Source organism: Kitasatospora sp. NPDC059599 (assembly GCF_042735125.1).
GTDB lineage: Bacteria > Actinomycetota > Actinomycetes > Streptomycetales > Streptomycetaceae > Kitasatospora.
The window spans coordinates 40,450-65,173 of sequence record NZ_JBHWCL010000035.1; the positions used below are offsets into that span (position 1 = coordinate 40,450).

The 24,724-nt window shown below is 73.8% G+C and carries 24 protein-coding genes; 14 read left to right on the plus strand and 10 right to left on the minus strand.

What is annotated here, in order from left to right; genetic code table 11:
* Nucleotides 1-52 precede the first annotated feature (52 nt).
* Nucleotides 53-877: a hypothetical protein gene (locus tag ACFV04_RS15255; RefSeq protein ID WP_380529372.1), complete on the plus strand. Its 825-nt coding sequence runs from the start codon at nucleotides 53-55 to the stop codon at nucleotides 875-877.
* Nucleotides 878-1,056: 179 nt separating this feature from the next.
* Nucleotides 1,057-1,707 carry a hypothetical protein gene (locus tag ACFV04_RS15260; RefSeq protein WP_380529374.1) on the plus strand — a complete coding sequence of 217 codons (651 nt, stop codon included), beginning with the start codon at nucleotides 1,057-1,059 and terminating at the stop codon, nucleotides 1,705-1,707.
* Between the two features lie 187 nt (nucleotides 1,708-1,894).
* Here the strand turns inward: ACFV04_RS15260 and ACFV04_RS15265 are convergent, their stop codons facing one another.
* Nucleotides 1,895-2,959, minus strand: a complete 1,065-nt coding sequence (locus ACFV04_RS15265; RefSeq protein WP_380529375.1) for a peptidase — start codon at nucleotides 2,957-2,959, stop codon at nucleotides 1,895-1,897.
* 4 nt (nucleotides 2,960-2,963) lie between these two features.
* Nucleotides 2,964-3,473 carry a hypothetical protein gene (locus ACFV04_RS15270; protein WP_380529377.1) on the minus strand — a complete coding sequence of 170 codons (510 nt, stop codon included), beginning with the start codon at nucleotides 3,471-3,473 and terminating at the stop codon, nucleotides 2,964-2,966.
* 809 nt (nucleotides 3,474-4,282) lie between these two features.
* On the opposite strand from ACFV04_RS15270, the gene ACFV04_RS15275 reads away from it, so the two are divergent.
* Nucleotides 4,283-4,867, plus strand: a complete 585-nt coding sequence (locus tag ACFV04_RS15275) for a potassium channel family protein (RefSeq protein WP_380529379.1) — start codon at nucleotides 4,283-4,285, stop codon at nucleotides 4,865-4,867.
* Between the two features lie 58 nt (nucleotides 4,868-4,925).
* On the opposite strand, the gene ACFV04_RS15280 is transcribed toward ACFV04_RS15275, so the two are convergent.
* A complete protein-coding gene (locus tag ACFV04_RS15280; protein WP_380529381.1) occupies nucleotides 4,926-5,846 on the minus strand; it encodes a helix-turn-helix domain-containing protein in 921 nt (306 codons plus the stop codon).
* Nucleotides 5,847-5,991: 145 nt separating this feature from the next.
* Here ACFV04_RS15280 and ACFV04_RS15285 point away from each other — a divergent pair, with 145 nt between their 5' ends.
* Nucleotides 5,992-6,792 (plus strand): alpha/beta fold hydrolase, encoded by an 801-nt coding sequence (locus tag ACFV04_RS15285; RefSeq protein WP_380529382.1) that lies wholly within the window; start codon nucleotides 5,992-5,994, stop codon nucleotides 6,790-6,792.
* Nucleotides 6,793-6,825: 33 nt separating this feature from the next.
* Here the strand turns inward: ACFV04_RS15285 and ACFV04_RS15290 are convergent, their stop codons facing one another.
* A complete protein-coding gene (locus ACFV04_RS15290; RefSeq protein WP_380529384.1) occupies nucleotides 6,826-7,389 on the minus strand; it encodes a hypothetical protein in 564 nt (187 codons plus the stop codon).
* Between the two features lie 193 nt (nucleotides 7,390-7,582).
* Here ACFV04_RS15290 and ACFV04_RS15295 point away from each other — a divergent pair, with 193 nt between their 5' ends.
* The gene (locus tag ACFV04_RS15295; protein WP_380347650.1) at nucleotides 7,583-8,461 is read left to right on the plus strand and encodes an oxygenase MpaB family protein; all 879 of its coding nucleotides are present in this window, start codon (nucleotides 7,583-7,585) and stop codon (nucleotides 8,459-8,461) included.
* Between the two features lie 369 nt (nucleotides 8,462-8,830).
* Here ACFV04_RS15295 and ACFV04_RS15300 read toward each other — a convergent pair whose 3' ends face one another.
* The gene (locus ACFV04_RS15300) at nucleotides 8,831-9,613 is read right to left on the minus strand and encodes a hypothetical protein (protein WP_380347651.1); all 783 of its coding nucleotides are present in this window, start codon (nucleotides 9,611-9,613) and stop codon (nucleotides 8,831-8,833) included.
* Nucleotides 9,614-10,636: 1,023 nt separating this feature from the next.
* Between ACFV04_RS15300 and ACFV04_RS15305 the strand changes: the two genes are divergently transcribed.
* Nucleotides 10,637-11,554 (plus strand): hypothetical protein, encoded by a 918-nt coding sequence (locus tag ACFV04_RS15305; RefSeq protein WP_380347652.1) that lies wholly within the window; start codon nucleotides 10,637-10,639, stop codon nucleotides 11,552-11,554.
* Between the two features lie 155 nt (nucleotides 11,555-11,709).
* Entirely contained in the window at nucleotides 11,710-12,453 is a 744-nt protein-coding gene (locus tag ACFV04_RS15310) for a hypothetical protein (RefSeq protein ID WP_380529386.1), read from the plus strand.
* A 119-nt stretch (nucleotides 12,454-12,572) separates the two neighbouring features.
* On the opposite strand, the gene ACFV04_RS15315 is transcribed toward ACFV04_RS15310, so the two are convergent.
* The 3 genes from ACFV04_RS15315 to ACFV04_RS15325 all read right to left on the minus strand — a co-directional run bounded on the left by ACFV04_RS15315 (nucleotide 12,573) and on the right by ACFV04_RS15325 (nucleotide 15,332).
* The gene (locus tag ACFV04_RS15315) at nucleotides 12,573-13,217 is read right to left on the minus strand and encodes a GAP family protein (protein ID WP_380529388.1); all 645 of its coding nucleotides are present in this window, start codon (nucleotides 13,215-13,217) and stop codon (nucleotides 12,573-12,575) included.
* A gap of 190 nt (nucleotides 13,218-13,407) precedes the next feature.
* Nucleotides 13,408-14,658 carry a sensor histidine kinase gene (locus ACFV04_RS15320; RefSeq protein ID WP_380529390.1) on the minus strand — a complete coding sequence of 417 codons (1,251 nt, stop codon included), beginning with the start codon at nucleotides 14,656-14,658 and terminating at the stop codon, nucleotides 13,408-13,410.
* Nucleotides 14,658-15,332 (minus strand): winged helix-turn-helix domain-containing protein, encoded by a 675-nt coding sequence (locus ACFV04_RS15325; RefSeq protein ID WP_380347656.1) that lies wholly within the window; start codon nucleotides 15,330-15,332, stop codon nucleotides 14,658-14,660. Before ACFV04_RS15325 ends, ACFV04_RS15320 begins: the two co-directional genes overlap by 1 nt.
* Nucleotides 15,333-15,525: 193 nt before the next feature.
* On the opposite strand from ACFV04_RS15325, the gene ACFV04_RS15330 reads away from it, so the two are divergent.
* The 3 genes from ACFV04_RS15330 (at nucleotide 15,526) to ACFV04_RS15340 (ending at nucleotide 19,017) form a co-directional block, all read left to right on the plus strand.
* Complete coding sequence (locus tag ACFV04_RS15330; RefSeq protein ID WP_380347657.1) at nucleotides 15,526-17,487, plus strand: glycoside hydrolase family 9 protein; 1,962 nt, start codon at nucleotides 15,526-15,528, stop codon at nucleotides 17,485-17,487.
* A gap of 99 nt (nucleotides 17,488-17,586) precedes the next feature.
* Nucleotides 17,587-18,267: a glyoxalase gene (locus ACFV04_RS15335; RefSeq protein WP_380529393.1), complete on the plus strand. Its 681-nt coding sequence runs from the start codon at nucleotides 17,587-17,589 to the stop codon at nucleotides 18,265-18,267.
* 372 nt (nucleotides 18,268-18,639) lie between these two features.
* Nucleotides 18,640-19,017, plus strand: coding sequence for a hypothetical protein (locus ACFV04_RS15340; RefSeq protein ID WP_380529395.1), 378 nt, complete (start codon nucleotides 18,640-18,642; stop codon nucleotides 19,015-19,017).
* A 698-nt stretch (nucleotides 19,018-19,715) separates the two neighbouring features.
* Here the strand turns inward: ACFV04_RS15340 and ACFV04_RS15345 are convergent.
* Nucleotides 19,716-20,411 (minus strand): C39 family peptidase, encoded by a 696-nt coding sequence (locus ACFV04_RS15345; RefSeq protein ID WP_380348453.1) that lies wholly within the window; start codon nucleotides 20,409-20,411, stop codon nucleotides 19,716-19,718.
* A 294-nt stretch (nucleotides 20,412-20,705) separates the two neighbouring features.
* Between ACFV04_RS15345 and ACFV04_RS15350 the strand changes: the two genes are divergently transcribed.
* Nucleotides 20,706-20,996, plus strand: coding sequence for a UBP-type zinc finger domain-containing protein (locus ACFV04_RS15350; protein WP_380348459.1), 291 nt, complete (start codon nucleotides 20,706-20,708; stop codon nucleotides 20,994-20,996).
* Between the two features lie 324 nt (nucleotides 20,997-21,320).
* Here ACFV04_RS15350 and ACFV04_RS15355 read toward each other — a convergent pair whose 3' ends face one another.
* A complete protein-coding gene (locus tag ACFV04_RS15355; protein WP_360260670.1) occupies nucleotides 21,321-21,674 on the minus strand; it encodes a carboxymuconolactone decarboxylase family protein in 354 nt (117 codons plus the stop codon).
* A 97-nt stretch (nucleotides 21,675-21,771) separates the two neighbouring features.
* Here ACFV04_RS15355 and ACFV04_RS15360 point away from each other — a divergent pair, with 97 nt between their 5' ends.
* The 3 genes from ACFV04_RS15360 to ACFV04_RS15370 all read left to right on the plus strand — a co-directional run bounded on the left by ACFV04_RS15360 (nucleotide 21,772) and on the right by ACFV04_RS15370 (nucleotide 24,686).
* Nucleotides 21,772-22,632, plus strand: a complete 861-nt coding sequence (locus ACFV04_RS15360) for a LysR substrate-binding domain-containing protein (protein WP_360260673.1) — start codon at nucleotides 21,772-21,774, stop codon at nucleotides 22,630-22,632.
* A 252-nt stretch (nucleotides 22,633-22,884) separates the two neighbouring features.
* Nucleotides 22,885-23,697, plus strand: a complete 813-nt coding sequence (locus ACFV04_RS15365; RefSeq protein ID WP_380529397.1) for a phytanoyl-CoA dioxygenase family protein — start codon at nucleotides 22,885-22,887, stop codon at nucleotides 23,695-23,697.
* A gap of 266 nt (nucleotides 23,698-23,963) precedes the next feature.
* Nucleotides 23,964-24,686 carry a dienelactone hydrolase family protein gene (locus tag ACFV04_RS15370; protein ID WP_380529399.1) on the plus strand — a complete coding sequence of 241 codons (723 nt, stop codon included), beginning with the start codon at nucleotides 23,964-23,966 and terminating at the stop codon, nucleotides 24,684-24,686.
* Nucleotides 24,687-24,724 lie beyond the last annotated feature (38 nt).

The window sequence follows — 24,724 nt, forward strand, 5'->3', positions numbered from 1 at the left end:
GCAAGGGGCCCGTCTTCCCAGGGGTGGCGATGATCACTAAGGTGTGGAAGTTGTGAGTATGCGTGAATCCGGTGACGACCTGTGGGCAGAGTTCGTCAAGGAGTTCGAGAAGACCAACGCGGCACCGGAACCGAGTGCCGCCGAACGGGCGAACCAACCCGCGCGCCGAGACCGGCGCCGCCGGTTGCTGCTTCCGGCGGCCGCTGTGCTGCTGGCGGCAGCAGGAGCGGCGGTGTACCTGCTCCGGCCGTCGGCCCCGGCCCCGGCCGCCGCGCCGGCGGCTTCCGCGTCGGCCCCGTCTGCTGTGCCTGCCGACCCGGCCGCGCTGACCTCGTCCGCTCCCGCGCTGCACGTGGTGACCCCGCCGGCCGACGTCCCGCTGACGGCAGCCGACGCTCCGTCCTCGGCGATCCCGCTGTCCGTCTTTCCGGCGCAGGTGCAGGGGTACACGCTGGTGGCCGACGTGGCGAACCCGGTGTGCACCGGCCCGGACACCGTGGCGCCGACGCTCGCCGGGTTGATCACGCAGGGCCACGGCTGTCTCGGCGTCGACCTGGCGCTGTACAAGGACGCCGAGGGCAACCAGTACAACCTGGCGCTGTTCACGATGAACGACCCGGTCGAGGCCCTGCACCTGGTGACCTTCCTGGCCTCCCACCCCGGCGACTACGAGGTCGCCGTCCAGGTCCCGCCCAAGGACTCGGGTCTGCGCCAGTTGCCGGCCGACAGCGGCCTCGTGCAGAACTTCGCGGTCCACGGGCACGGCATGCTCGTCGGTACGGCCCAGTGGTCCGACGGTCGGACCGCGGACTTCGACAAGCTGGTGAAACAGCTCTCGCCGTTGACCGGGGCCGTCGGGCTCAACATTCCGGCCTGACGGACCGGCGGCTCCCCAGGAGGCGGCCGAGGGCGGCAGTGTGCGGGCGGGAACCGTACGGGCCGCCCCCGGTCGCCCCGGTCGGTCCCGGCGGCCGCCCCCGGAGCCGGGCCTCCCGGGACCGCATGTCGGAGCCACGGTCTACGCTCCCCACCACCTACGAGTTTCGGGGAAGACGGATGTCCTACGACGATGACGAGTACCTGCCCGCACTGATCACCGCCCTGGCCGATCCGTCCGCGCAGACGTGGACGATCGACGGCTGGCGGATCGAACGGGTCGGCCTGGTCCAGGGGTCCGACGACCACTGCACGATGTACGACCCGCTGGGGCCGGAGGGCACGAACGCTCCGATGCGGCCCGGCGGCACGCCGGTCTACCTGGTCTCCCGCGCGGACGCGCCGGGCGCCCCGGTGGCCGCCCTGGTGCACCCCTGCGAGACCGTCCCGGTGCGGATGCAGGACTGGGGCGACCGCCTGGCGACCCCGTCCGGCCTGGCCGTGTTGCATGCGAACCCGGGTACCGGGTGGGTCGAACCGGCCGTCCCGATGCTCAAGCGCACCTGGGCCGTCCTGCACGCGCGCGCCGCCGACAGCTCCGACTGGAGGCTGGAGAACTTCCGCGACATGCTCCGGAGGGCTTCGGTGGATCCGGCGGACTGGCCGGTGGAGCCGGTCGAGGGCGACTTCGCGAACGACTGGCTGATGATCCCGGACGAGGCCGGCACCGGCACCGTGCTGGGCATCCTGGTCGACCCGGACGGGTCCGACACGACCGAGTGCCTGGACGCCGAGGGCAACACGGTGGCGACCCTGCTCACCTTCCGCTAGCGATCCGCCGGCGGCATCCCGGTCCATCCTCCGTGCCCTCCGAGGCCGCCCGAGGCCGTCCGCAGCCGTCCGCGGCCGACCGCGGTCACCGCTGCGCGAGCCCGGCCGCCGTGGGAGCACCGACGCGTACGTCAGTGCTCCCACGCCACCCGAGGCGCCGGTGCAGTCCGGTCGGCCGGGGGAGTGGTCACCGGTGGCGTCGGCGGGACCTGCGGAGCAGGACGCACACGGTGGCGAGGACGAGGGTGGCGATCACCGCGGTCATGGGGGTGGGGAGGTGCCCCGGATCGGCGGCCGACGCGGTGACGGCCCCGGCGCCGCCGGGAGTCGTCGGGAAGGTGATGGTGGCGCGCGTGGTGCGTTCGACCAGGCCGCTCCTGAGCGTCAGCTCCGCGTTCCACGGGCCGTTCGGCAGCTGCGCGTCGAGCGGGACGACCGCCTCCGCGACGTCGCCCGGTGCCACGGTGGTGCCGGTCTTGACCGGGAAGGGTCCGGCGTGGAGCCCGCCCGGCCCGTCGGCCAGGGAGAGTGTCCCGGTGATGTCCAGGGCGCGGCTGCCCGTGTTGTGGACCCGGGCGCGGACCTCCTTCCGCCCGTCGCGGGTCTTGGCCGGGTAGAACCGCTCGATCGTGAAGTCCGAGGGCGGCGCGCCTCCGGGACCGACGTCGACGTACATGCGGATGCCGACCCGGCCCAGGATCGTCAGATTGTGCGTGCGGTCCCCGGGGTCGCCGGTCTGGGCCCAGATGACGCCGTACCGCTCCCCGGCCGAGGCGTCCTTGGGTACCCGGATGGTGGTGCGCACCTGAGCCGAGGCGGAGGCCGCCAGGTCGAGGTCGGTCTTGTCGAGCGACGTCCAGCCGGTCAGCTCGTTGGGGGTGTGGTCCGGCGCGAAGGTGAATTTTCCGTCCGCGATACCGGCCGCCGCGGCGTACACGGTGACGTGCATCGACGTGGACGACTCGTTGCTGACCTCCACCTGGCGTTCGATGGTCGAGCCCGGTGCGACGTGGTCGACGAGGTAGGCCTGGGCCCTGGGATCGGCACGTTGGCTCTCCGGGGCGTCGAGCAGCTTGATGCCGATGGTCTTCCTCGTCGGACTCGGGTGGCTCGTCGGGCTGGGGTGGCTCGTCGGGCTGGAGTGGGGGGAGGGCGTCCCGGGCATCCCGTCCGCGCCTGCCGGCATCACCCCGATCGCCTGGACGACGGCCAGCACCATCAGCAGGACCCAGGAGCGGCGCGCGCGCTTCATCCGGTCAGGCAACGGAGTGGGTCAGCGTTCCGGAGTAGCTGCCGCTGACGGCGCTGGCGGGCACGGAGATGCTGACCGTCGGGTCCCAGGTCGCGGTGTTGTCCCCGACGCCGCTGCTCCCGGTGACCACGGTCTGCGGGCTGTTGCTCAGCGTGATGTTCGTCGGGGTGGCGGTGATGGTGCCGGTCGTCGTCACCGCCCCGACCGAGTAGGTGGCGTCGGAGGCGGGCACCGTCGAGGGGCCGTTCGCGAAGTCCGTCGCCGACGCGGTCACCGTCCAGGCGGCCGAGAGGAGGGCGCGGTCGTCGGTGACGCTCACGGCGCCGATCGGCGCGCTGATGTTGGTGCCGGGCGCTCCCGAGCCGAGGGCGGCGCTGACCGGCACCGACATCGACAGCGCGCCGGACGTGATGGTGAACGAGACCGTGGTACTGGGGTCGGCCGCTGCTCCGGCGAGGCCCGGCTGGACCATGACGAGGACGACGGATGCGGCCGCAGTGGGTAGGATTCGCATACGCACAGTTGCTCCTGAAGTAGCCACCCGTGAGCGGGCATGCCGATTGACGTAATGTCAGACAATCGGGCGCAACTTCTTCACGCAAGCCGACGCCGGTCACGCTCCGCCACGGGAATGACCGTATTTCAGCCGGACAGAAGCCCGGCCCGCCCGGCCCGGCGCCCCCGTGCCGCCCGCGCTCACCCACGAGGAGGCGGAAGCCTCCTCACCGGAGCCGGCCTGTGGGCCGGCGGCGATCTCGCGCACCTGCGGTTGCCGTGTGTGACCGACCGGGTGTGCCACGTGCGGCCAGGCCCCTGGGCCCGCGCGACGCCGACCGTTCGACACCGCCCGCTCGACACCAGCGGCTCGACACCACGCGCTCGACGCCGACCGCTCGGACGCGACGGCGGGGCCCCGTCGCCGCGCCGGAGCGAGGGCAGCAGTGGGAGGGTGGACACAGGGACCCCAGCTGATCGCGGATCCGGGTGATCATCGCCGGGAGGACGCACCATGAGGACGCACGACGCCCCGGGCACATCAGGAGACGGGCACGCGGCACCCGCGGGAGCCGCGCCGGGAACCCGGCAGCGGGGCGGGACGGCCCGGCCGGCGAGGCCGCCCGGCGCAGACGGCTCCTGCACGCCGTCTGCACCGGTCTGCTCCCGCTCGGCATGCCGGCCGTCCTCCGCCGCACGTCGCTGTCCGTCATACCGTTCCTCAGCGCGATCGGGAGCAGTGATCATCGTGGGTGCGGTCACCGCCATCACGGGGGACGCGTACGCCTCGTCCTGGCCCGCCCCGGCCGGAACGCCGAGGCGGGCGTCATGACCCCGGACGGCGGAGCGAGCCCTCAGGAACCGCTGGAAGCCCGTCCCTCCTCCCGGAGGGTCGTCTGGACCGCGCTGCGCGTGCTGGGGTCGGTCGTCGCACTGGTGACCGTGTACTACCTGCTGCCCCTGGACCGCCTCTCCACGTCGGTCGCCGTCACCGTGCTCCTGCTCGGCCTGATCGGCTTCGTCGCCCTGATCGCCGTCCAGGTCCGCTCGATCCTGCGCTCGCGGCACCCGGGGCTGCGGGCCGCCGAGGCGCTGGCCACCAGCATCCCGTTCTTCCTGCTGTTGTTCGCAGCCGCCTACGTCACGATGGCCGCGCAGTCCCCGGACAGCTTCGGTCGGCACCTCTCCCACACCCAGGGGCTGTACTTCACCGTCACCGTGTTCTCCACCGTCGGGTTCGGCGACATCACGCCCAAGACCGACACGGCACAGCTGGTGGTCACCGTGCAGATGCTCACCGACCTGATCGTCTTCGGTCTGGCCCTCAAGGTCATCGTCGGTGCCGTCCGCCGCAGCCGGGAACGCAGGAACGCCGGGGCGAACACCCGAGCCGGCACGGACGGCGGTGGGTGAGGCGGACGGAACGCCGTGATCAGGTCCGCTGCGGTGTGCCGGCCGGTCGTCGGGGTTGTCAGGCCTGGCTGACGCCGACGCCGACGCCGGTGCTGACACTGGTGCCGACACCGGTGCCGGCGTACGCGCTGCGCCAGGCGGCCGGGGGAGTGGCGGTCTGGCGGCGGAAGAAGGTGGTGAAGTTGCCGGGGTCCCGGAAGCCGAGGCGCCGTGCGCAGCCGGCGATCGGGAGGTCGGTGTGGGCGAGCAGGCGCTTGGCTTCGAGCAGGATCCGTTGGTCGAGGAAGCTCTTGGCGCCGGTGCCGGTGGCGGCACGGGTGGCCCGGGTGAGGGTGCGCACGTCGTAGCCGAGGGCGTGCGCGTAGTCGGCGACGTGGTGCCAGTCGGCGAAGTGCTCTTCGACGGCGCTGCGGTAGGCGCGGAACACGGTCGTGTCGGGGCCGCCGGAGTGGGTCGGCCGGGTCGCTTCCGGGGTGTGGGGGAGTGCGCGCAGCATCAGTGCCGCCAGGAGGTGGGTGAGCAGTGCGGCGTTCGCCAGCTGGGGTGTGCGTGCCGCGGTGTCGTGTTCGCGGCGGAGGTGGTCGGCTGCGAGGAGGGCGAGGTCGAGGCGCGGGCGGTCGAGGTGCCAGCAGGCCGGGGCGGTGGTCTCGGCTGCGGTGAAGCCGGGGAGGAAGCCGGGTCGGAAGAGCACCAGTGGGCCGTCGCACGCGTCGATGTCGCTCCAGCGGTGCACCGTGCCGGGCCGGATCCACACGGCGCTGCCTTCCGTCAGCGGGTAGTGGTGGAAGTCCGCTTCGTGGCTGCCTGTGCCGGAGCGGATCAGGGCGAGGACGTGGAAGTCGGGGCGCTGCGGGTGGGCGCGGCGGCGGTGGGGGTCCATGGCGCGCAGCGCGGCGAGGTCGATGACCTCCACGCCGTGCGGTGAGCCGATGGCCGGCAGGTAGCGCACCTGCCGTACCGTGGCGTGTCCGTTTTCCACAAGGATCGTGTTCCTTTCCGCCAGGGCGCGGGAGGTGCCCCGCCTACGGTCGTTCCCGGGCCTGACAGGCAGGTCAGGCTACCTGTTCACAGCTGAGGACAGGCGACGCCGGTCGCTCGGTGCGGCCGAAGCGGAAGGTGTGACGATGACGGAAACGACAATGCGGGTTCCCGTGGCGGGTGGGTCGCTGGACGTGCGGGTGGGCGGCGGCACCGGGCCGGTGCTGGTGTTCGTCCACTACTGGGGCGGGTCCGCCGACACCTGGGACGGGGTGCTCGGCCGGCTGCCGACCGGGCAGGCGACCGTGCGCTTCGACCAGCGCGGTTGGGGCACCTCGCGGTGGCTGCCCGGGCCGTACCACCTCGACCGGCTGGCCGACGACCTCGCCCGCGTACTGGAGGTGTGCGTGACGGGCCCGTTCGTCGTGGTCGGTCATTCGATGGGCGGCAAGGTGAGCCAGCTCCTCGCCGCGCGCCGCCCGGCCGGGCTGGCCGGTCTGGTGCTCGTCGCGCCCGCGCCGCCGCAGCCGCCCGCGACGGTGACCGAGGAGTACCGGAAGAACCTTTCCCACGCGTACGACTCGCCCGAGACGGTGCACTACGTCCTCGACAGTGTCCTCACGGCCGCACCGCTGATTGGCGCCGTGCGCGCCACGGCGGAGCGCGACAGCCGCGCCGCCGGGGCCGAGGCCCGGCTGGAGTGGCCGCTGCGCGGGATCGCGCAGGACATCACCGCCGCCGTACGGGACGTCGACGTGCCGGTGACCGTGCTGGCGGCGGAACGCGACGTGGTGGAACCGGCGCACGTGGTGCGCGAGCACCTGCTCCCGCACCTCCCGCACGCGACCCTCACGGTCGTCCCCGGCGCCGGTCACCTGCTCCCCGTGGAAGCCCCCGGTGCTGTCGCGACCGCCCTCGCGGAATTCTCCACCGGCCTTCAGCGCTGACGGTGCGAAGGAGCGCCCCCGGGCAGGCGCGGGTCAGCGGCCGAACAGCCCTCGCAGCCCGCGCCGTTCGGGCTTCTGCGGCTTCCCGGCCGGGCCCGGGCGGCCGGTCGCGTCGCCGGGTTCGGACTCGTCGAGGACCGTGACGACGGCGGCCAGGAAGGCGGACAGTCCCGGCTCCGCGGAACCGAGGTTGAGGTGGCTGCCGTCCGCCCATTCGCCGAGCACCGTGTACGGCTCCCCGGTGAACGGGTTGACCGCGTGCTCCATGGTGAAGTACCGGCAGTGGCCGGTGCCTTCCGGCTGGACGACGGCGGTGTAGTACGCCTCGGCGGGTGCGGCCGGCCGCGGCAGCACGACCACCAGCAGCCGGTGTGCGCCGAGGGTGATCCGACTGCCCCTCAGTCCGTCGCTCGGCAGCCGTTCCGCGTCGGGCAGCTGCTTGCCGAAGTCGTCCCAGAGGGCCGCGAGTTCGGCCGCGACGTCGCGGTCCGGGTCGCCGTCGACCAGGTGCGGCCCGCGGTCCCGGGCGAGGCCCGGGAGCACCAGGTGGGCGAACCGGTAGTGGTGCGGCCTGGGGTCGTTCTGCGCGATGTCCATGCGCGGAAGTATGCCGATCACACCGGGGTCGGCCGGTTCCCGCTCCCGTCGGGACTCGGGCGCCACGGACCGTGCGACATCGCGGCGCCGGACCGGCCGGACCGGGCCACCGGGCGGTCCCCGGGCGCCGGGCCCGCCCGCTCCGACCGACAGGGGCTTGATGACCGCCGGAGCGAGCCTTAGCGTGGCCGGTATGGACGCTCAACGGAGCGGCACACCCCTGGACCGGCTGCGCGGGCGGCTCGGCGCGGAACTGTTCGCGCGCGTCGCGGGCCCCGACGGGCGTGCCGTGCGACGCCGCATCCACGACACGCCCGGGCCGCGCTGGTTCGGCCCGGACCGGCCCGTCCGGGTCGTGCACGGCGACGCGTCGATGTTCGTGGGCGGGCTGTCGGCGCTGCTGGTGCAGTCCCTGCACCCGCTGGCGATGGCGGCCGTCGCCGCTCATTCCGGCTACCGCAGCGACCCCTGGGGCCGACTGCAGAGGACCAGCACGTTCCTGGCCGTCACCACCTTCGGCACCGCCGAGGACGCCGACGCCGCCGTGGAACGGGTCCGCGCCGTCCACGCGGGCATCCGCGGGACGACGGCCGACGGCCGCCCGTACCGGGCGGGCGACCCCCACCTCCTGGGCTGGGTCCACGCCGCCGAGGCCGACAGCTTCCTGCGCGCCCACCAGGCCTACGGCGCGCACCCGCTGGACGCCGACGGCTGCGACGGCTACGTCGCCGACATGGCCCGGGTGGCCGAGGCCCTGGGCGTCGAGGACCCGCCGCGCGACCGGAAGGCGCTCGACGAGCGCCTGCGCGCCTACGGCCCGGAACTGGAGGACACCCCGCAGGCCCGGGCCGTGGCGCGCTTCCTCCTCCTGCACCCCCCGGTGCCGCTCCCGGCCCGCCCCGCCTACGGCGCCCTGGCCGCCGCCGCGGTCGCCCTCATGCCCGCCCGACACCGTGCCCTGATCGGACTTCCGGCGGCGTCCTCCCTGGAGACCGCGGTGGTCCGGCCCTTCGGCCGCGGCGCGGTGCGGGCCATCCGGTGGGCGATGGCCGACCCTGCGCGCACCGGATGAGCACCCCGCCGTGCCTCGAACGTGCGGGACCCCGGCAAGCCGCCCCAGGCCGCTCGGGACTCGGGACGATGTGAACGGTGACGCCCTGCTGACCTCGGCTCGTCAGGGTGAACCTTCTCGACGTCCCCGATGGGTGCGGTGCAGTGGCTGTATCGGGTGCTGGGTGAGATCTGCGGCCGGGGGCGGGGTGGCCGCCGCGGGCCGCCAGGGGACGGGTGCGCCGGGAGTCGGTGCGGATGCGGGCCGCCGAGTCGTTCGAGCAGGGAGTCAAGCCGCCTGTCGGCGTGGGCGTGGGCGGTCAGTTGAAGAACGGGTCGTCCACGACGTGGACCCGGCCGCCGTCCGGCCGGCGTCGGACTGGGGCCTGTCCTAACGCAGCGCAGTCGCCGGTGACTGGGTCAGCACACACGTGAAGCCGATGCCCCACTCGTCGCTGTCGTCGCAGCGCAACTCCCGGTCGCAGAACGCCTCCACCAGGTCATCGAGCGGGACCACCGTGAAGTCGGCCGAGTCCGGCCGGGCGACGTGGTGCACCTCGATCGAGCCGTCGCCCACGAACCGGGCCAACGGCGCGGTCTCCTCCTCCACGAAGGCCCGCCGCTCGTCCCCCGTCAGCTCCGGCGGCAGGTCGGCGAAGATGCCGAACGGGCCGGTCAGCCAGCCGCTGGCCTCCATGGCGCAGACCAGGACGGCCTCCTCGGCCCCGGAGAACCGCTCCCGGACCGGCGCGTCCCGCCCGCCGGGCGGGTAGGCCCGGACCTCCCAGCGGGCGAGGCCCCCGTCGGACGCCCGCACGGTCAGCACTGTCTCGCCGACCGGCCCGTGGAGCCACGTCGCCGGGTCGGCCACCACCTGCTCCAGCTCCGGCCCGGACACCGCCGGATCGTCGTCCGACTGCACCATCGGCCGGCCGCGGTGCACCGTCAACCACCCCGCCCCGACCAGCCGCACGGTCGCCGCGGCCAGCTCGGGCACCCGCGCCCGCTGCTCCTCGACCGTCGCGCCGCGCAGGGCCGCGACGTCCGGCGAACCCGCCCACCGCAGCACCGCCGCGACGTGCTGCGGGGCGCCCGCCAGCCGGTGTCCCGAGACGGCCCGGCGCATCAGCACCTGCTCGGTGACGGTCAGGTCGTCCCAGGTCTCGGTCTCCATGGCCGGTGATCTTCCCACACGCGCGTCCGTCGAGCAGCCGCTCCGTCCCCGCCCGGAAACCGGCATGCCCCCCACGGAGTTCTCACCCTCTGGCCGCCCGGAGAACCGAGGGCCCTGCCCGCGCCGGGCGTGGGAGACCCTGCCGCCATGACCGACGCAACGGGACCGAAGCCACCGGGCACCTGCGTCGTGGCCGACGTCGCTCAGCGGACCAGCCACGGCGAGGGCGGCCTGGAGATCCGCAAGGGGCTCCGGCACTTCGCGCCGGGGCCAAGCTCCGGATCGCAGCGTCGGCCCGGGGCGACGGGGGCGAGCGCGTCATCGTGGCGGGACGTCGTCGTCGGGGGAACCGCCGCCGGTACGCGCGGATCGTCACCGAAAGCCGGTTCCCGGTGAACTCCCGGGTCCGCTCCGTCCACAGCCCGGTACTGGTCCGCGCGTTGACGCAGCCGGAGCCCGGCGAAGCGGAGGAGCACGGCGCCCGCCGGCCGTGGGCCCCGGAACTCGCGCAGAGCCGGGTGCGATCCCGGAACACGCCGACGACGGAGCCCGGTCGGGCACCGCCGCCGTGTCCCGGCCGAGCCGAGGACTGCCGTCGTGTCCCGGCCGAGCCGAGGACTGCCGTCGTGAGCGCGCGTGTTCCCACGCCCTGCGGCCGAGGCCTCCCCGGGAACGACGCGGCCGGGTGATCTTGCCGTTCGCCGGGCATGAGGACAGGGCCTCCGGTGCGGATCGGGGTCCGTCGAGACGTCGAGCCCGTCAGGAGGCCCTGTCGTCGCCGATGTACGTCCTCGTTCCGGTCGGGTCCGGCGCGGTCGCCCGGCGCGGGTGGGCGCATCGCCCACCGCTGCCGGCCAACGCCGGGACCGTATCGGTGACACGGGGGGATCACCCGGCCGGTTCCGGTGCCTTCCGGCTCGGTGCTCTCCCCCTCGCAGGGCACATTTCGTGACATCGGCAGCGACAGTGGGACGGAAGCCGTACAGTCCCCTGCAACACCCCATGGACGGAAGACGAGGAACCGTGGCAGACAGCCGTTTCAGCGAGACCATCACCGCACTTGAGGGAGAGCTTCCCGGTATCGAGGCGCGACGGCGGGGACTGGAGGACGAACTGGCTGCCGTCGTCGCGCACGAGAACGCCCTGCGCGGCGCGCTGGAAAGCCTGCGCGCCCTCTCCGGCCTGCCGCTCCCGCAGATCGCCGTTGCGGTGGAGAACGCCGCGCCCCTGACGACCCGTGAAGAGGTCGACGCGGCGCCCCCGTCGCAGCAGGAGCAGCGGCCTGTCGAGCTGCCGGCCGCCGAAACCGAGGCGCTCCCGACGCAGGGCCAAGGCCAGGACGGGGACCAGGACCGGGCGCCGCTGAAGAGGGCCGCCACCGCGAAGAAGGCCGCGGGGAAGAAGGCCGCGGGGAAGGGCGCCGCGAAGAAGACCGCGGCGGCGAAGAAGACAACCGCGAAGAAGACAACCGCGAAGAAGGCAACCGCGAAGAAGACCGCAACGAAGGAGACAACCGCGAAGGAGACAACAGCGAAGACCGCGCCGACGAAGAAGGCTGCGGCCGCGACGAGGACTCCGGCGAAGAAGGCCACGTCGAGGGCCCGGGTGACGACGGCTGCGAGGAAGCCCGGGACGACCACCGCCACGGCAGCGGGCGAAGCCCGGACAGCCGAGCCGCAGACGCACGGGACCGCGGAGACCGGCACCGCGGAGGCCGGGACGGCATCCAGGCGGCGCAGCACCGGCGTCACCGCCGAGAAGGTGCTCGCGGTCCTGGCCGGCGCCGAACGGCCGTTGCGCGCCCGGGAGGTGGCCACCGAGCTGCGGATCGACGGCGGGCAGGGCGCCGTGAACGCGCTGCGTACCATGCTGGAGCGGCTGACCAAGGCCGGCCGTGCACAGCGCCCGGGTCGCGGCCTGTACGCGAAACTCGACGGCTGACCCGCGGAGGTCCGGTCGGCAGTGGCGGTGTTCGGAGGCTGTTCCGTGGGCGGGGCAGCGGTGTCCGGGTGCCGCCGGATGCCACGGCGGCGGGAGGCCGAGGAGGCCGGTCCGAACGGGCGGTCGGCGCTGCCCGCCCGTGGTGCATGAAGGCCGTGATCACTGGGGCTGCCATGGCGCTGTTCTCACCGAAGTGCCCGGTCGGCCCGGACGAACGTGTCCGGGTGGAGGAGTCCATGGCCTGGCTGGCAGCCGAGTTCGGCCGTGACGTGCTGTGCCGCGCCCCGGTCCTGCCGACCGCCGAGTTCTTCCCGGGACCGTACCGGGGCTCCGACGAGGACATCCGGAGCGTGATCACCCGGATCTGCGGCTACCTGGACGTGGCGCCCGACCGGCTGACGATCGAGATCGAGCCGGACGACGGCGAGCACGTCATGGTCGCCGGCCTCGACCTCGCCCGGAGGTCCCGCTCCGCCGCGGGGCACTACCGGCGTGAGAACGGGCGCCCGGTGATCGCCGTCGACCAGCGCCAAGCCGCCCGTCCGGTCGCGCTGGTCGCCACCATCGCCCACGAGCTGGGCCACGTGCGCCTGCTCGACGAGCAGCGGATCCCCGCCGACCGGCGCGACCACGAGCCACTCACCGACCTGCTGACGGTCCATTTCGGCCTCGGCATCTTCACCGCCAACTCCGCCTTCACCTTCAGCCAGAGCAGCCGGGGCTGGTCGTACGCGCGCCTCGGCTACCTGAGCCAGCGCGAGCTCGGCTACGCGCTGGCCTGCTACGCGCACCTGCGTGGCGAGACCAGGCCCACCTGGGCGGCACACCTGGCCACCAACCCGAGGGCCTACCTCAGACAGGGCCTTCGCTACCTGGACCGGAACCCGCTGAGCAGGTGACGGAGGGGGAGTCCGTCGTACGGCTTGACCGGGCGAGCCGTCGGTGAGCCTGTGCCGTCACCGGCAGGTGCCGGTGCCGGAGCCCGGGGCGGGCTGGGACCGGGGTGCCCGGTGAGCCGTCAGGCGACGAGCTCGTAGATGCTTCTGGCGGTGAGCCAGAGCCCGGCCAGGAGCGAGAGGGTGATGATCAGCTGGTCCTGGTGTCGATCGAGCCAGGTCCGCAGGGCGTCCAGTCGGGCGTGCGCGGTGTCCGGGGCCCAGACGGTGTACAGCTCCATCGCCAGGAGGCTGAGGGTGGCCAGCAGGCAGTAGCCGGTCAGGGCGAGCCAGGCGTAGGCGGTGGAGAGGTCCGCGTCGACGGCGGTGGCGGCGCCGGCTCCGACCAGGGCCCACGGCTGGAGGAGCCAGGCGAGTCCGGCAGCGGTGGCGAGCGAGGCGTTGTCGACGCGCCCGGTCCAGCTCGGCGGTTGGTGCGGGTGGGGAGGGCGTCGGCTCCGGTAGCAGCCGAACAGGACCAGGCCGACGCCGATCGCCAGCTTGGCGGCGAGGGCGGCGTCCGAGGGCGCGCTGTCGTGGACGGGTGGCGTTCCGCCGGTGAGCAGCATGACGCAGGCGATCACCGCGACCAGGTTGGCCAGCCAGGACAGCAGGAAGGCGAGGCCCTTGCGGGTCCCGCGCAGGGAGGAGAGCAGCAGGACGAAGGCGCTGTTGTGCAGTGGTCCGAGGGTGATGGCCGTACCGATCACGAGCAAGTCGACGACCATCGGTTCCGCCCCTCCCTCGATCGGGTCGACGCCCTGCCCGGCACGCCTGGAGACGGGCTCCGGCGTACGCGGCGGGCCGGGTACCGGCGGCCGTACGGCGCCGCGTCCCGACTCTGCGGGCCCCGGCCCGGCGCGTCAAGCAGGCCACGCCGACACCGCCGTCTCCCACCGTCTCCCCGTCCACGGCGGGTCACCGCACGGGCAGCAGGAGTTCCGCGTACAGGCCGCCGCCGGGGGCGGGGGAGAGCCGGGCGGTGCCGCCGTGGAGTTCGGCCACCCAGCGGACGATGGCGAGGCCGGTTCCGGTGCCGGTGCTCGTCGTTCCGGTGACGCGGCGTTCGAAGACCCGCGTACGGTCCTCGGCCGGTACGCCGGGGCCGTGGTCCCGTACGGCGATCCGGCCGGCCGTGACGCTCACGTCGACCGGGGTGCCGCCGCCGTGCCGCAGCGCGTTCTCCACGAGGTTGCGAACGGCCTGGGCGAGCAGTTCGGGGTCGCCGTCGACGACGACGGCCTCGGTGGTGACGGTGACGCCGGTGCTGTCCGGCAGTTCCTCGACGGTCTGTTCGACCAGCTGGTCGAGCCGCAGCGGGGTCAGCTCGACGTCCTGGGTGCCGGCCTCGACGCGGGCCCGGGCCAGCAGACCGGTGACCAGCCGGCCCAGGCGGTCGACGAGGCGGACCGCTTCGTCGAGGGCGGCGGGTGCCCGGGCGGGGGAGGTGCCGCCGGTTTCGACCACCAGGCGCAGGGTGGCCAGCGGGGTGCGGAGTTCGTGCGCGGCTTCGGCGAGGAACTGTTCCTGTCGGTCGAGGCCGCGCAGCGCAGGGCGCATGGCCCGGCCGGACAGCAGGTGCCCGACGGCGGCGGCGGCCAGCACCAGGGCTGCGCAGCCCAGGGCGAGCCGGCGGACGAGGCGGTCATGGGCGGCCAGGCTCTGTGCGGGGTCGGCTCCGACCAGGACGGCGGCGCCGATCCGGTCGCCGTCCCAGACGGGGGCGGCGGCCCACTGGATCTCCCGGCCGTCGGCCTCGGCGGCCACGAAGACGGTCTCCTGCTCGTGCTCGACCTGCCTCCAGATGTCGTCCAGTCCGGCCTGGTCGGGAAGCGGGGCGCGTGCGACGGGCGCGGCGGACGCGTGGCTTTCCTGGGGCAGGCCGGGCGCGGGTGCCCGGACGACGGCGAGCCGCTCCGCGCTCAGCGCCAGGTCGTCCTCCGCCAGGGCGTCGAGGTGCAGGACGCCGCCGTCGTAGTAGAGCGTGCGGGCGAGGCCGTCGGCCCGGCGGCCGACGTCGTTGTCGAGATCGTTCGTGCGGGACCGGGCGTCGGTGCGCACCGCCAGGACCGCGAGGAACAGGAGGCACAGGGCGGTGGTCGCGGCGAAGAGCAGCGTCGTCGCCCATCGGACGCGCTGCAGGTGTGCGACGGCGGGACCGGACCGCATCACCGGTCCGTGGCGGGGTCGGCGAGCCGGTAGCCGACGCCCCGGACGGTCAGGACGAGCGAGGGCGGGCCCAGTTTGCGGCGCAGCTGGCCGATGAGGACGTCGACGACGTTGGAGAGCGGTTCGGTCTGCTCGTCCCAGCAGCGTTCGATGAGCTCGGTGCGCGTGACCACCTCGCCGGCGCGCAGCATCAGGACCTCCAGGACGGCGAACTCCTTGGCGGTGAGGGTGAGCAGGACGCCGTCGCGCCGTACCCTGCGGCGCGGCAGGTCGAGTTCCAGGGTGCCGACGCGCAGTTCCGGCAGCCGCGCGGGCTGACCGCGACGGCACAGGGTGCGGACGCGGGCACTGAGTTCGGCGAAGGCGAAGGGCTTGACGAGGTAGTCGTCGGCGCCGTGCTCGAACCCGGCCACGCGGTCGCTGACCGCGTCGAGGGCGGTGAGCAGCAGGACGGGCAGGGCGGAGCCGGCCCTGCGCTGGGCGGACAGGAGGGTGAGCGCGTCCCCGTCGGGCAGGGTGCGGTCGGCGACCAGGCAGTCGTAGGTGTTGACCGCGAGCTTGAAGTCGGCGTCGGCGAGGGAGGTGGCGAAGTCGACGGCGAATCCTGCCTCGCGCAGACCGCGGGTGATCACGGGGCCGAGTTCGGGGTCGTCCTCAAGGACAAGTACGCGCATGGCGGGCGAGCCTACTGGGTCGAAAAGAACATGAACGCCGGGGTGGTCGTGATTGGGGTGGTATGCCCGTCCACCGGGCGGCCGGGTGCTGTCGTGCCCTTCCGCCGGGCGGCGCCGGGGCCGGGGCATCCCGCGCCGGGAGCTGCCGAACCACCTCATGATCCCCTCATGGACGAGCGGGCAGTCTGCGGGCATGGCAAAGATCCGTATGCACAAGCGCGTCATCGGCCTGACCGCCGCAGGCGTGGCGGCCACCGTTCTCGCGGCCTACTGCGTCCAGTCCGCACAGGGCGCGGACTCCCCCACCACGGGCGATCCGCGGGCGGTGGTGCGCGTGGACCAGGTCGGCTACACACCGGGCGAGGTCAAGCAGGCCTACCTGATGACCTCCGTCCCCGCGTCCAACGCGTCCTTCCGGGTCCTCGACAGCTCCGGGAAGGAGGTCCTGAAGGGCAGGGCCGGCTCGTCCACCGGAGGCTGGAACAGCACGTACAAGGCCGTCCACACCCTGGACCTCTCCCCGCTGACCGAGCCCGGCGACTACCGGGTCGAGGTGTCCGGGCCCGTCACCGCCGTCTCCCCGACGTTCCGCGTCGCCACGGTGGACGGACTCTTCGGCAAACTCATCCGGGACAACGTCCGCTTCTTCCAAGCCCAGCGCGACGGCGCCGACGTGATCCCCACCGAACTGCGCCGCCGGCCCTCGCACCTGGCCGACCGCCAGGCCACGGTCTACGACACCCCGGCCTACGCCGACGACGAGACGGTGCTGACCTCGCCCCTCAAGCGCGTCGCGGGCCCGGTCGACGTCTCGGGCGGCTGGAACGACGCCGGCGACTTCCTCAAGTTCACCCACACCGCCTCCTACTCCACCGCGAGCCTCCTGCTCGCGCAGCGCACCACACCCGCCGGCGGGCAGGAGCTGGCCGCCGAGGCGCGCCACGGCCTGGACTGGCTCGACAAGATGTGGGACGACACGTCGCGCACCCTCTACGTCCAGGTCGGGCTCGGCAAGGGCGACACCGCCGACGGCAACGGCGCGATCAGGTCCGACCACGACGTGTGGCGCCTGCCGGAGGCCGACGACGCCCTCGACGTCAAGCCCGGCGACCCCGACTACCTGATCAAGCACCGGCCGGTCTTCCGCGCGGCGCCGCCCGGCAAGCCGATCAGCCCCAACCTCGCCGGACGCGTCGCCGCCGCCTTCGCCCTGGCCGCTCAGCTGGACGCCGTCGAGAACCCCGAGCGGGCGCACGAGGAGCTCGACAAGGCCGCGCACGTCTACGCCCTCGCCGACACCACCCCCGGCGACCAGCTGGTCACCGCCTTCCCCCACGGCTTCTACCCCGAGGCGTCCTGGCAGGACGACATGGAATTCGGCGCCGCCGAACTCGCCCTCGCCGCGAAGGCGCTGGACGACAGGCGCGCGGCCGACTGGACCAGGCAGGCCGGACACTGGGCCCGGCAGTACCTCACCTCGGACAGCCTCGGCACCCTCGGGCTCGGGGACGTCAGTGCCCTCGCCCACGCCGACCTCGTCCACCTGCTCGACGACGGCGCCGCCCGCACCGAAGTGACGCGCGAGCAGCTCACCGCCGACCTCCGGCGCCAGCTCGACGACGGCAGCGCCCGCGCGGCCCGCGACCCCTTCAGGGCCGGCGCCGTCTACACCGACTTCGACTCCGTGCCCCACACCTTCGGCCTGGCCGCCACCGCCCGGCTGTACCGCCGGGTGACCGGGGACCCCCACTACGACGCGTTCGCCACCCAGCAGCGCAACTGGGCCCTGGGCGCCAACGCGTGGGGCTCCTCCTTCGTCATCGGGGCCGGAACGACCTTCCCGCACTGCCCCGAACACCAGGCCGCCAACCTCGCCGGCGACCTCGACGGGGACGGCGACATCCTCCTGGGCGGTGTCGTCAACGGCCCCAACGCGGCGGACAAGCTCAAGGACCTCAACTCCTTCCCCACCATGCGCGCGTGCCCGACCGGCCAGGGCAACCCCTTCGCGGCCTTCGACGGCCGCGGCAGCGGCTTCATGGACCACGTCGGCGCCTGGCAGACCGTCGAGTCCGCCGACGACTTCACCGCCACGGCCCTGCTCGCCTTCACCCTCGCCGCCGCGCCCCAGGACGCCGGCCGCAAGACCGACTGACAGCGCGCAGCGCCACGGCTGCACGGCCGGCCGGATCCGGGCGGGACCGATCAGGATTCGAGAAGCCCCGGGCACCGGGTCGCCCGTAGCGTGACGGACATGGGAAACAACGAATCCACCGCGTCCACCGTGTCCACCGAGTCCCTCGCGTCCGTCACCCTTGAGGTGGCCGACCTCGGGGCCGCCCGGCGCTTCCACGCCGCCTTCGGCGTGGACCGGCACGTCCGCGTGCGGGAGTCCGGGGCGCCGTCCGTCGGGTTCCGTGGCTTCGCGCTGGCGCTCACGGTGTCGGGGCCGGCCACCGTCGACGCCTTCCTGGCGGCCGCGGTGGGCGCCGGCGCCACGGTGCTCAAGCCCGCGGCGAAGTCGCTGTGGGGCTACGGCGGCTCGGTGCAGGCGCCGGACGGGACGGCCTGGAAGGTCGCGACCTCGGCGAAGAAGGACACCGGCCCGGCGACCCGTGAGATCGACGACGTCGTCCTGCTGCTCGGTGTCGAGAACGTCAAGGCCACCAGGGAGTTCTACGTCGGCCGGGGCCTGACCGTGGCCCGGAGTTTCGGCGGCAAGTACACCGAGTTCGCCCCCGGCGGGCCCGGCGCCGTGAAGCTGGCGCTGTACAAGCGCCGCGCGCTGGCCAAGGAGGTGGGCGTCGCGGTCGACGGCAGCGGCTCGCACCGGATCGTCCTCGGCGGCACCGCGGGTTCGTTCGCGGACCCGGACGGGTTCGCCTGGGAGGCCGCGCTGCCGGCCATCGCTGCCGGCTCGTCCGCCCGCTCCTGACCCGCCACCGACGGGGCGAGTGCGAGGGGGCGCGGCCGAGGGGGAGGAGCGTCCGCAGTCCGGCGTCGAAGCGGCGCCGGTCCTGGCCGCTGCGGAGCTGCCGCGCAGTGAGGTCACGGGCGGAGGTGGCGCTCAGCAGGGGCAGGTCCGCTCCGTACATCCGCCCCAGGCCACGCAGCCGTACTCCTCCCGGCAGCGGTCGGCGTTTCCCGGCGAGGCCGGACGGCCCGATCGCACAGGACGGCAGCGCCTGTCCACCGGGGCATCTGTCCGCGAGCTGCCGTCCCCTGTCGACCGGATGCGTCGCCGCCGCACCCGACCGGTCGCCGTCCCCGGACCACGACCCGGGACCGGCCGGGCGAGAATGCGCGTATGAGAGTCAGGTGCCTGCAGATCGTCCACCCCGCGGCCGACACCCCGGTCGCGCAGTTCGCGGGGATCCGGGTGGGCGGTGTCTACCCGGTTCTGGAGCTGGTCGCCCACGACATCGACTGCCAGATCCGCCTGCTCGGCCCCGACACACCCGACCCCGGACTTCTCTGGGACGCGGCCGACTTCGAGACGGTCGACACCCGGATACCACCCGGCTGGACCCTGGTCATCGCCGACGGCCGCACCCGCCTCTGCGACGCCCGCTGGCAGCGCCCCGGCTTCTGGACCGACTACGCCCGCGGCACCCCGCAGGCCCTGGCCGACTACGAGCACGTGAAGCGCGAACTCCTCGCCGCCGCCCCGCCGGCCGAGAACTGAACCCCGGCCCCCCAGGTGCCCCGGCCCGGCCGCCTGGCACACCGGATCACGGGATGCCGAGCCGCGCCCACCAGGTCGTCCCGTCCGGGCTTCCGTGGCGGCGGAACAGGGTGTCGGCGTGTCCTCCGAACGCGCTTTCGTCGGAACGCAGTTGTGGGTAGAGTCGGACCGGATTCCTGGATGTCGGCTTTGGCCGGAGACTGCATGCGCCTGAGCGCGTGGGGTGCCCAGTTCGCGTCGCCGTCCAGCACGTCTCCCCTCGTGGGACTGATCTGGAGGTCGACGCATGCCTGCGTGGCTGTCACGCCCTTTGCTCTCCGCGTTGTTCGCGCTGCCGCTGCTGGCAGTCGTGTTGCTGTCCGCACCTGCCTGGCTGACGTGGCCCTTCCTGCCCCCGGGGCGCCAGGAGGTCGTGCTGGCGGTCCTTGACCGTCTGGTCACCTGGGCCCGGGGGGGGGGGGCGCCCCCGGGGGGGCCCCCCCCCCCCGGCCCCGGCGCGGCGGGCGGCCCCCCGACCCGGGCCACGGCCGAGGAGTCCGTGCGGCTGGCTCGCTGATGGGTCGGCCAGTTCCCGGTCCGTCCCTGGTCCCTGCTCCCTGGTTCCTGGTCCCTGGTCCCTGGTCCCTGGTCCCTGGTTCCCGGCGCCGGGAACCGGCCGATCCGGTCGCGGCCCGTGCCGCGGCGGCCCGCAGCGGGTGTCAGGTGATGATGACGGCCATCTGACCGTAGGTGGCGTAGCCGTTCTCGAAGTCGTCTTCCGAGACGGTCGTCCGGCCGCGTGCCGGGTCGTTGATCGACACCGTGCCGTTGCCGAACCCGGTGACGACGACGGCGTGTTCGGCCGGTCCGGCGTAGAGGACGTCCCGGCCGTCGTACGCCGTGTAGGTGGTCGGTTCCAGGCGGCGCCACAGGTAGTCCACCCAGACGACCGCGGGCCGGCCGGCGGCCAGGCTTTGCCTCAGGGTCTCGACCGAGATGCCCGAACCGGACCGGTCCACGGTGAGCCCGTAGGCGCGGGCGGCCTTCGCCACCGGCGGGGCGTACACGCCGAAGCCGGTGCCGTCGACCTCGGATCCGTCCGGGTCGCCGACGAAGGCCTCGTACGGGTCGCCTGAGCGAGGGCCGGAGTGCCCGAACTCGGGGTGGTCCCAGTCGACCCCGATGTGGTCCAGGACGTCCTGGTCGTCGGTCCTCACGCCGCGCGAGGCCAGGACCATCCGCAGGGCCGTCGCCTCGCAGTCGTTGGCGAGCTGTTGGCGGTAGTAGGGCACCGAGCCGGCCGTGACCGGCTCGGCGGCCGCCGCGGTGCCGGAGCCGATGCCGGTGCCCGAGGCCAGGATCGCGCCGACGAGGGCCGTGGTGGCGGCCACATGTGCTCTCGCAATGATCTTCATGAGCATGACGCTACAAAGGCCGATTACGCAGCGCAGCCGGTACGCCGCGAACAGGTGACGGCGCACTGCCGTCCCCGCAGGCCGCGTCGCACACGGGCGCGGCACCGACGATCCGGGCGGCCCTGCCGCGGGCCTGCGTGTCCGCGTAGGCGTAGGCGTAGGCGTCCGTGTCGGTTCGGGCCCGGCCCGTGGTCACTCGCGGTCCGGCGGCAGTCCGTCTGCGGAACCCCCGGGCGCCGCGGTCGGCGGCGTACCGTAGGTGCCGTGAACGACCGACCTGAATGGCGCGTCGCGGTGGATCCGGGCCGTGTCGTCCAGCCGACCTGCGGACACCTGGACGGACTCCGGGACGTCCCCGCGCACACGTCCCCCGGCTGCGAGGACTGCCTGCGGGCCGGCGGCACCTGGGTCCACCTGCGGGCCTGCCTGACCTGCGGACACGTCGGCTGCTGCGACAGCTCGCCCGGACAGCACGCCTACCGCCACGCCCGCGACAACAGCGCACACCACGTCGCCCGCTCCCTCCGGCCCGGCGAGGACTGGGCCTGGTGCTACACCGACGAGGTCTTCCTGCGCCCCGCCTGACGGGGGCGACCGACGCGGTGGCCCACGCCCTGCGCCTCGACCCGCCGAGCGCACCCACTTGTCCGACCAGGCCGGGCCCGTGCCGGGGAGATCCGAATCTCCCCGGCACGGGCCCGGCCGGAGCCGTTCCCCGCGCTGTCCGGCGCAGGTCTGCCGGTACGCGGGCCCCGCCCGGTCCGGCGTCGCCGCGTCGATCCGCGGAGGTCCGCGTCGATCCGCGGAGGTCGGCGGCGGTCCGCGAACGGGCCTCAGCGGCGCTTGGCCCGGGGGAGCCGACACGCCTTCGCGCAGCGGCCGCAGTACCCGAACATGCGGCGGATCAGGCTAGGCACGGGTGTCCTCCTCGGTGTGGCGGTGCTCGGCGTCCAGGCGCAGTGCGAGCAGGCCGTGGGCCATCGCGCCGCCCGCGCAGACCGCGGCGGCGACGAAGCCGACCTCGGCGATCTCCTCGCGGGTGGCCCCCGCGTCCGCCGCGCCGCGGGTGTGGGTGTCGATGCAGTAGGAGCACCGCGTCGTCATCGCGACGGCCAGCGCGACCAGTTCGCGCAGCTTGCGCGGGACCGTTCCGCCGTCCCGGAAGACCGTCTCGTGGAAGCGGATGAACGCGTCGAACTCGTCCTGGGCCAGGGCGCGCACCGTCGGTACGGTGCGCAGATCTGAGGGCTGCTGGTAGGTCATGGCTCGATCCAAGCCGTGCGGAGCAGGGCCCGTCCAAGACCGTTTGGGGATGAGTGGGCATGGTCCGGCTATCGCTCCCGACGACTATCGTGACCTCATGGACCTGCGCAGACTTGGCTACTTCATCGCGGTGGCGGAGGAACGCAACGTCGGGCGGGCCGCGAGGCGCCTGCAGATGTCGCAGCCACCCCTGAGCCAGCGGATCCGGGAGCTCGAAGCCGACCTGGGGTGCGCACTGTTCGTCCGGACGCCGCGGGGCATGGAGCTGACCGAACCGGGCCGGGTCCTGCTGACGGAGGCCCGCGCCCTGCTGGCGAACGCCCAGGAGGCCCGCGAGCGGGTGCGCCGGGCCGCGGGCGAACGGGTGCTGCGGGTCGGGGTGCTCGGGCCGGGCGAGTCCGCGCTGTCCTTCCCCGCGGCCCGGGCCTTCACGCTGAGCTGCCCCGGCACGACCGTCCAGCTGCGCCAGGGCGACCTGCGTGACCCGCTGATCGGACTGACGGCCGGTCAGGTCGACGTGGCGATCACCTACGGGCCGTTCGTCGAGACGGGGTTGGCGACGCGGACGGTGGGCGAGGACCGCTGCTACGCCGCTGTCCCCGCCGACGACCGGCTGGCCCGGCGGCGCAGCCTGACCCTTGAGGACCTGGCCGACCGCACGTGCGTGCGCCTGCCGGAGAGCGCCGATCCGAACTGGCGGGCCTTCTGGCAGGCGACCTCCAGGAGCACCGACGGGCCGGCCGCGCAGTCGCTGGACGAGTGCCTGCACGCCGTTCTCTGGCAGCGTGCCGTCGCGCTCGTCCCGGGCCAGGCCACCGCCCGCCACCGCGTCGACGGCATCGCCTACCGCCCGGTCGACGAACTCCCGCCGAGCCGCCTGGTCCTCGCCTGGCGCCGCGCCGACCGCTCCCCGCTCATCCCCGCCTACGCGGCCGCCTTCTGCACGTCGACCCGGTAGGCGCGTTCCCCCGGCCTCCGCGTTCCCCCGGCCCCCGGATGCCGGTCGGCACCTCCGGCCGGCACCTCCGGCCGGGCCTCCGGCGGCCAGGGGCTCCCGCCCGCTGCAACTCCCCTACCGGTCAAGCCAGGTGCGGCACCGCGAACAGCACCACGCAGGTGCGCCCGGGAGTGCGCCCCCCGGTGTCGACCCGACGAAGGCGGTGCGGGAAGTGTCGGGTGCCGGGAGCCGGTGCCGCCGCAGGATGGGGGCATGGACGACACGACCTTGGTAACCCGCTTCCTGCACGACGGCTTCGTGAAGCTGGAGGGCGCCGTCGCACCGCGCGTGGCCGCGGACTGCGCGCGGCTGCTGTGGCAGGAGACGGACTGCGACCCGGACGACCCGTCGACGTGGACGCAACCCGTCCACTGGGTGGGCGGTATGGCGCAGGGACCGTTCGCCGCCGCGCCCAACTCGCCGACTCTGCACCACGCGTACGACCTGCTCGTCGGCGCGGGACGCTGGGAGCCGCGCTACTCGCTGGGCGCGTTCCCGCTGCGCTTCCCGCACGAGGAGGAGCCGGACGACGCGGGCTGGCACATCGACGGGGGATACCTGCCGGAGGGCGAGACCTGGCACTTCACGAACCTGCGGTCCCGGGGCCGGGCGCTGCTGATGCTGTTCCTGTTCAGCGAGGTCGGTGAGGAGGACGCCCCGACCCGGATCCGGATCGGCTCACACCTGGACGTGCCGAAGGTGCTGGAGGCGTACGGGGAGGACGGGGCGAGCGTGCCGGACCTCGCCCCCGAGCTGGTGGCGGCGAGCGATCACCGGCCGCTCGCCCACGCCACCGGGGCCCCGGGGGACGTCTACCTGTGCCACCCCTTCCTGGTGCACGCGGCGCAGCCGCACCACGGGGCGCGGCCCCGCTTCATGGCCCAGCCGCCGCTGATGCCGGCCGCGCCTTACGAACCGGAGCGTGCCGACGGCGCGTACTCGGCCGTGGAGATCGCGATCCGTCGCGGTCTGGGACGGGACACCCCCGGTCCGGACGGGGACGGTACCGGCCGCAGCATCGGATAGCCGTGCCTCACGCAACCGGTAGCCGAGGCGGTGGGCGAGGCGTTGGGCGAGCCGGCGGCCGGGGCGGCTGCCACGGTGCCGGCCCGCGCGGGAAATTCGTTTGGTGGACCGCGGCGGCCGCTGCTACCTTTCGGGTGGCCGTGTGACAGACCGAGGAGGTGGTACCCGTGAACGCAGTTTCGACGTGGGTGCTCTCCTGTGGGGTCACGGTCGGGCGGTAGGTCGTCCGGGAGCACCGTTCAAGTGTTCTCCCGAAAGGCACGACCATGCGATTCATTTCCGAACAGCGTCTCGACGGCGGCGTCCTCGAACGCGAGTTCATCCTCGGCGAGATTCCCGGCACCCTGTGGACGCCCGGATCCGCAGCACCGGCCCCGCTGATCCTGATGGCCCACAACAACGGCCTGCCCAGGGGCGAAGCCCGGCTGGTTGCCCGGGCCCGGCACTGCGCGGCGCAGGGCTACGCGGTGGCCGCCATCGACGCCCCCGGCTGCGGTGAACGCCCCCGTTCCGCCGCCGACGATCAGGCCCGCGCCGACCTGCGGCAGGCGATGCGGGCCGGCGAACCGGTCGACGAGATCTTCGAGTCCTTCGTCGGCCCGCTCGTCGAGAACGCGGTCCCGGAATGGCGGACCGCCCTGGACGCCCTGCTGGCGCTGCCGGAGATCGGCGGCCCGGTCGGGTACTCGGGATGGACGGCCGTCGGCATCCGACTGGCGGTGGCCGAGCCGCGCATCGCCGCCGCCGGATTCTTCGCCGGGGGCTACGTGCCTCGCGCCCAGCGCGAGGAGGCCCGCCAGATCACCGTACCGCTGCTGTTCCTGCTGCAGTGGGACGACGAGGGCAATCCCCGGCAGCGGGCCCTGGACCTGTTCGACGCCTTCGGCAGCAAGGAGAAGACGCTGCACGCCAACCTGGGCGGCCACACCGGCACCCCGTGGTTCGAGGTGGAGGACGGCGGCCGCTTCTTCGACCGGCACCTGAGGTGAGGCCGACCCGTCGGGGCGACGGCACGGAGTAGCCGGCC

Coding starts and splice junctions, on each gene's coding strand:
- ACFV04_RS15265 (WP_380529375.1), bottom strand. CDS start 2,959: ATGAAGCGCGCGCGCCGCTCCTGGGTCCTGCTGATGGTGCTGGCCGTC.
- ACFV04_RS15330 (WP_380347657.1), top strand. CDS start 15,526: ATGGCAAAGATCCGTATGCACAAGCGCGTCATCGGCCTGACCGCCGCA.
- ACFV04_RS15365 (WP_380529397.1), top strand. CDS start 22,885: ATGGACGACACGACCTTGGTAACCCGCTTCCTGCACGACGGCTTCGTG.
- ACFV04_RS15275 (WP_380529379.1), top strand. CDS start 4,283: ATGACCCCGGACGGCGGAGCGAGCCCTCAGGAACCGCTGGAAGCCCGT.
- ACFV04_RS15320 (WP_380529390.1), bottom strand. CDS start 14,658: ATGCGGTCCGGTCCCGCCGTCGCACACCTGCAGCGCGTCCGATGGGCG.
- ACFV04_RS15285 (WP_380529382.1), top strand. CDS start 5,992: ATGACGGAAACGACAATGCGGGTTCCCGTGGCGGGTGGGTCGCTGGAC.
- ACFV04_RS15315 (WP_380529388.1), bottom strand. CDS start 13,217: ATGGTCGTCGACTTGCTCGTGATCGGTACGGCCATCACCCTCGGACCA.
- ACFV04_RS15260 (WP_380529374.1), top strand. CDS start 1,057: ATGTCCTACGACGATGACGAGTACCTGCCCGCACTGATCACCGCCCTG.
- ACFV04_RS15345 (WP_380348453.1), bottom strand. CDS start 20,411: ATGAAGATCATTGCGAGAGCACATGTGGCCGCCACCACGGCCCTCGTC.
- ACFV04_RS15295 (WP_380347650.1), top strand. CDS start 7,583: ATGGACGCTCAACGGAGCGGCACACCCCTGGACCGGCTGCGCGGGCGG.
- ACFV04_RS15370 (WP_380529399.1), top strand. CDS start 23,964: ATGCGATTCATTTCCGAACAGCGTCTCGACGGCGGCGTCCTCGAACGC.
- ACFV04_RS15355 (WP_360260670.1), bottom strand. CDS start 21,674: ATGACCTACCAGCAGCCCTCAGATCTGCGCACCGTACCGACGGTGCGC.
- ACFV04_RS15270 (WP_380529377.1), bottom strand. CDS start 3,473: ATGCGAATCCTACCCACTGCGGCCGCATCCGTCGTCCTCGTCATGGTC.
- ACFV04_RS15300 (WP_380347651.1), bottom strand. CDS start 9,613: ATGGAGACCGAGACCTGGGACGACCTGACCGTCACCGAGCAGGTGCTG.
- ACFV04_RS15360 (WP_360260673.1), top strand. CDS start 21,772: ATGGACCTGCGCAGACTTGGCTACTTCATCGCGGTGGCGGAGGAACGC.
- ACFV04_RS15340 (WP_380529395.1), top strand. CDS start 18,640: ATGAGAGTCAGGTGCCTGCAGATCGTCCACCCCGCGGCCGACACCCCG.
- ACFV04_RS15290 (WP_380529384.1), bottom strand. CDS start 7,389: ATGGACATCGCGCAGAACGACCCCAGGCCGCACCACTACCGGTTCGCC.
- ACFV04_RS15325 (WP_380347656.1), bottom strand. CDS start 15,332: ATGCGCGTACTTGTCCTTGAGGACGACCCCGAACTCGGCCCCGTGATC.
- ACFV04_RS15335 (WP_380529393.1), top strand. CDS start 17,587: ATGGGAAACAACGAATCCACCGCGTCCACCGTGTCCACCGAGTCCCTC.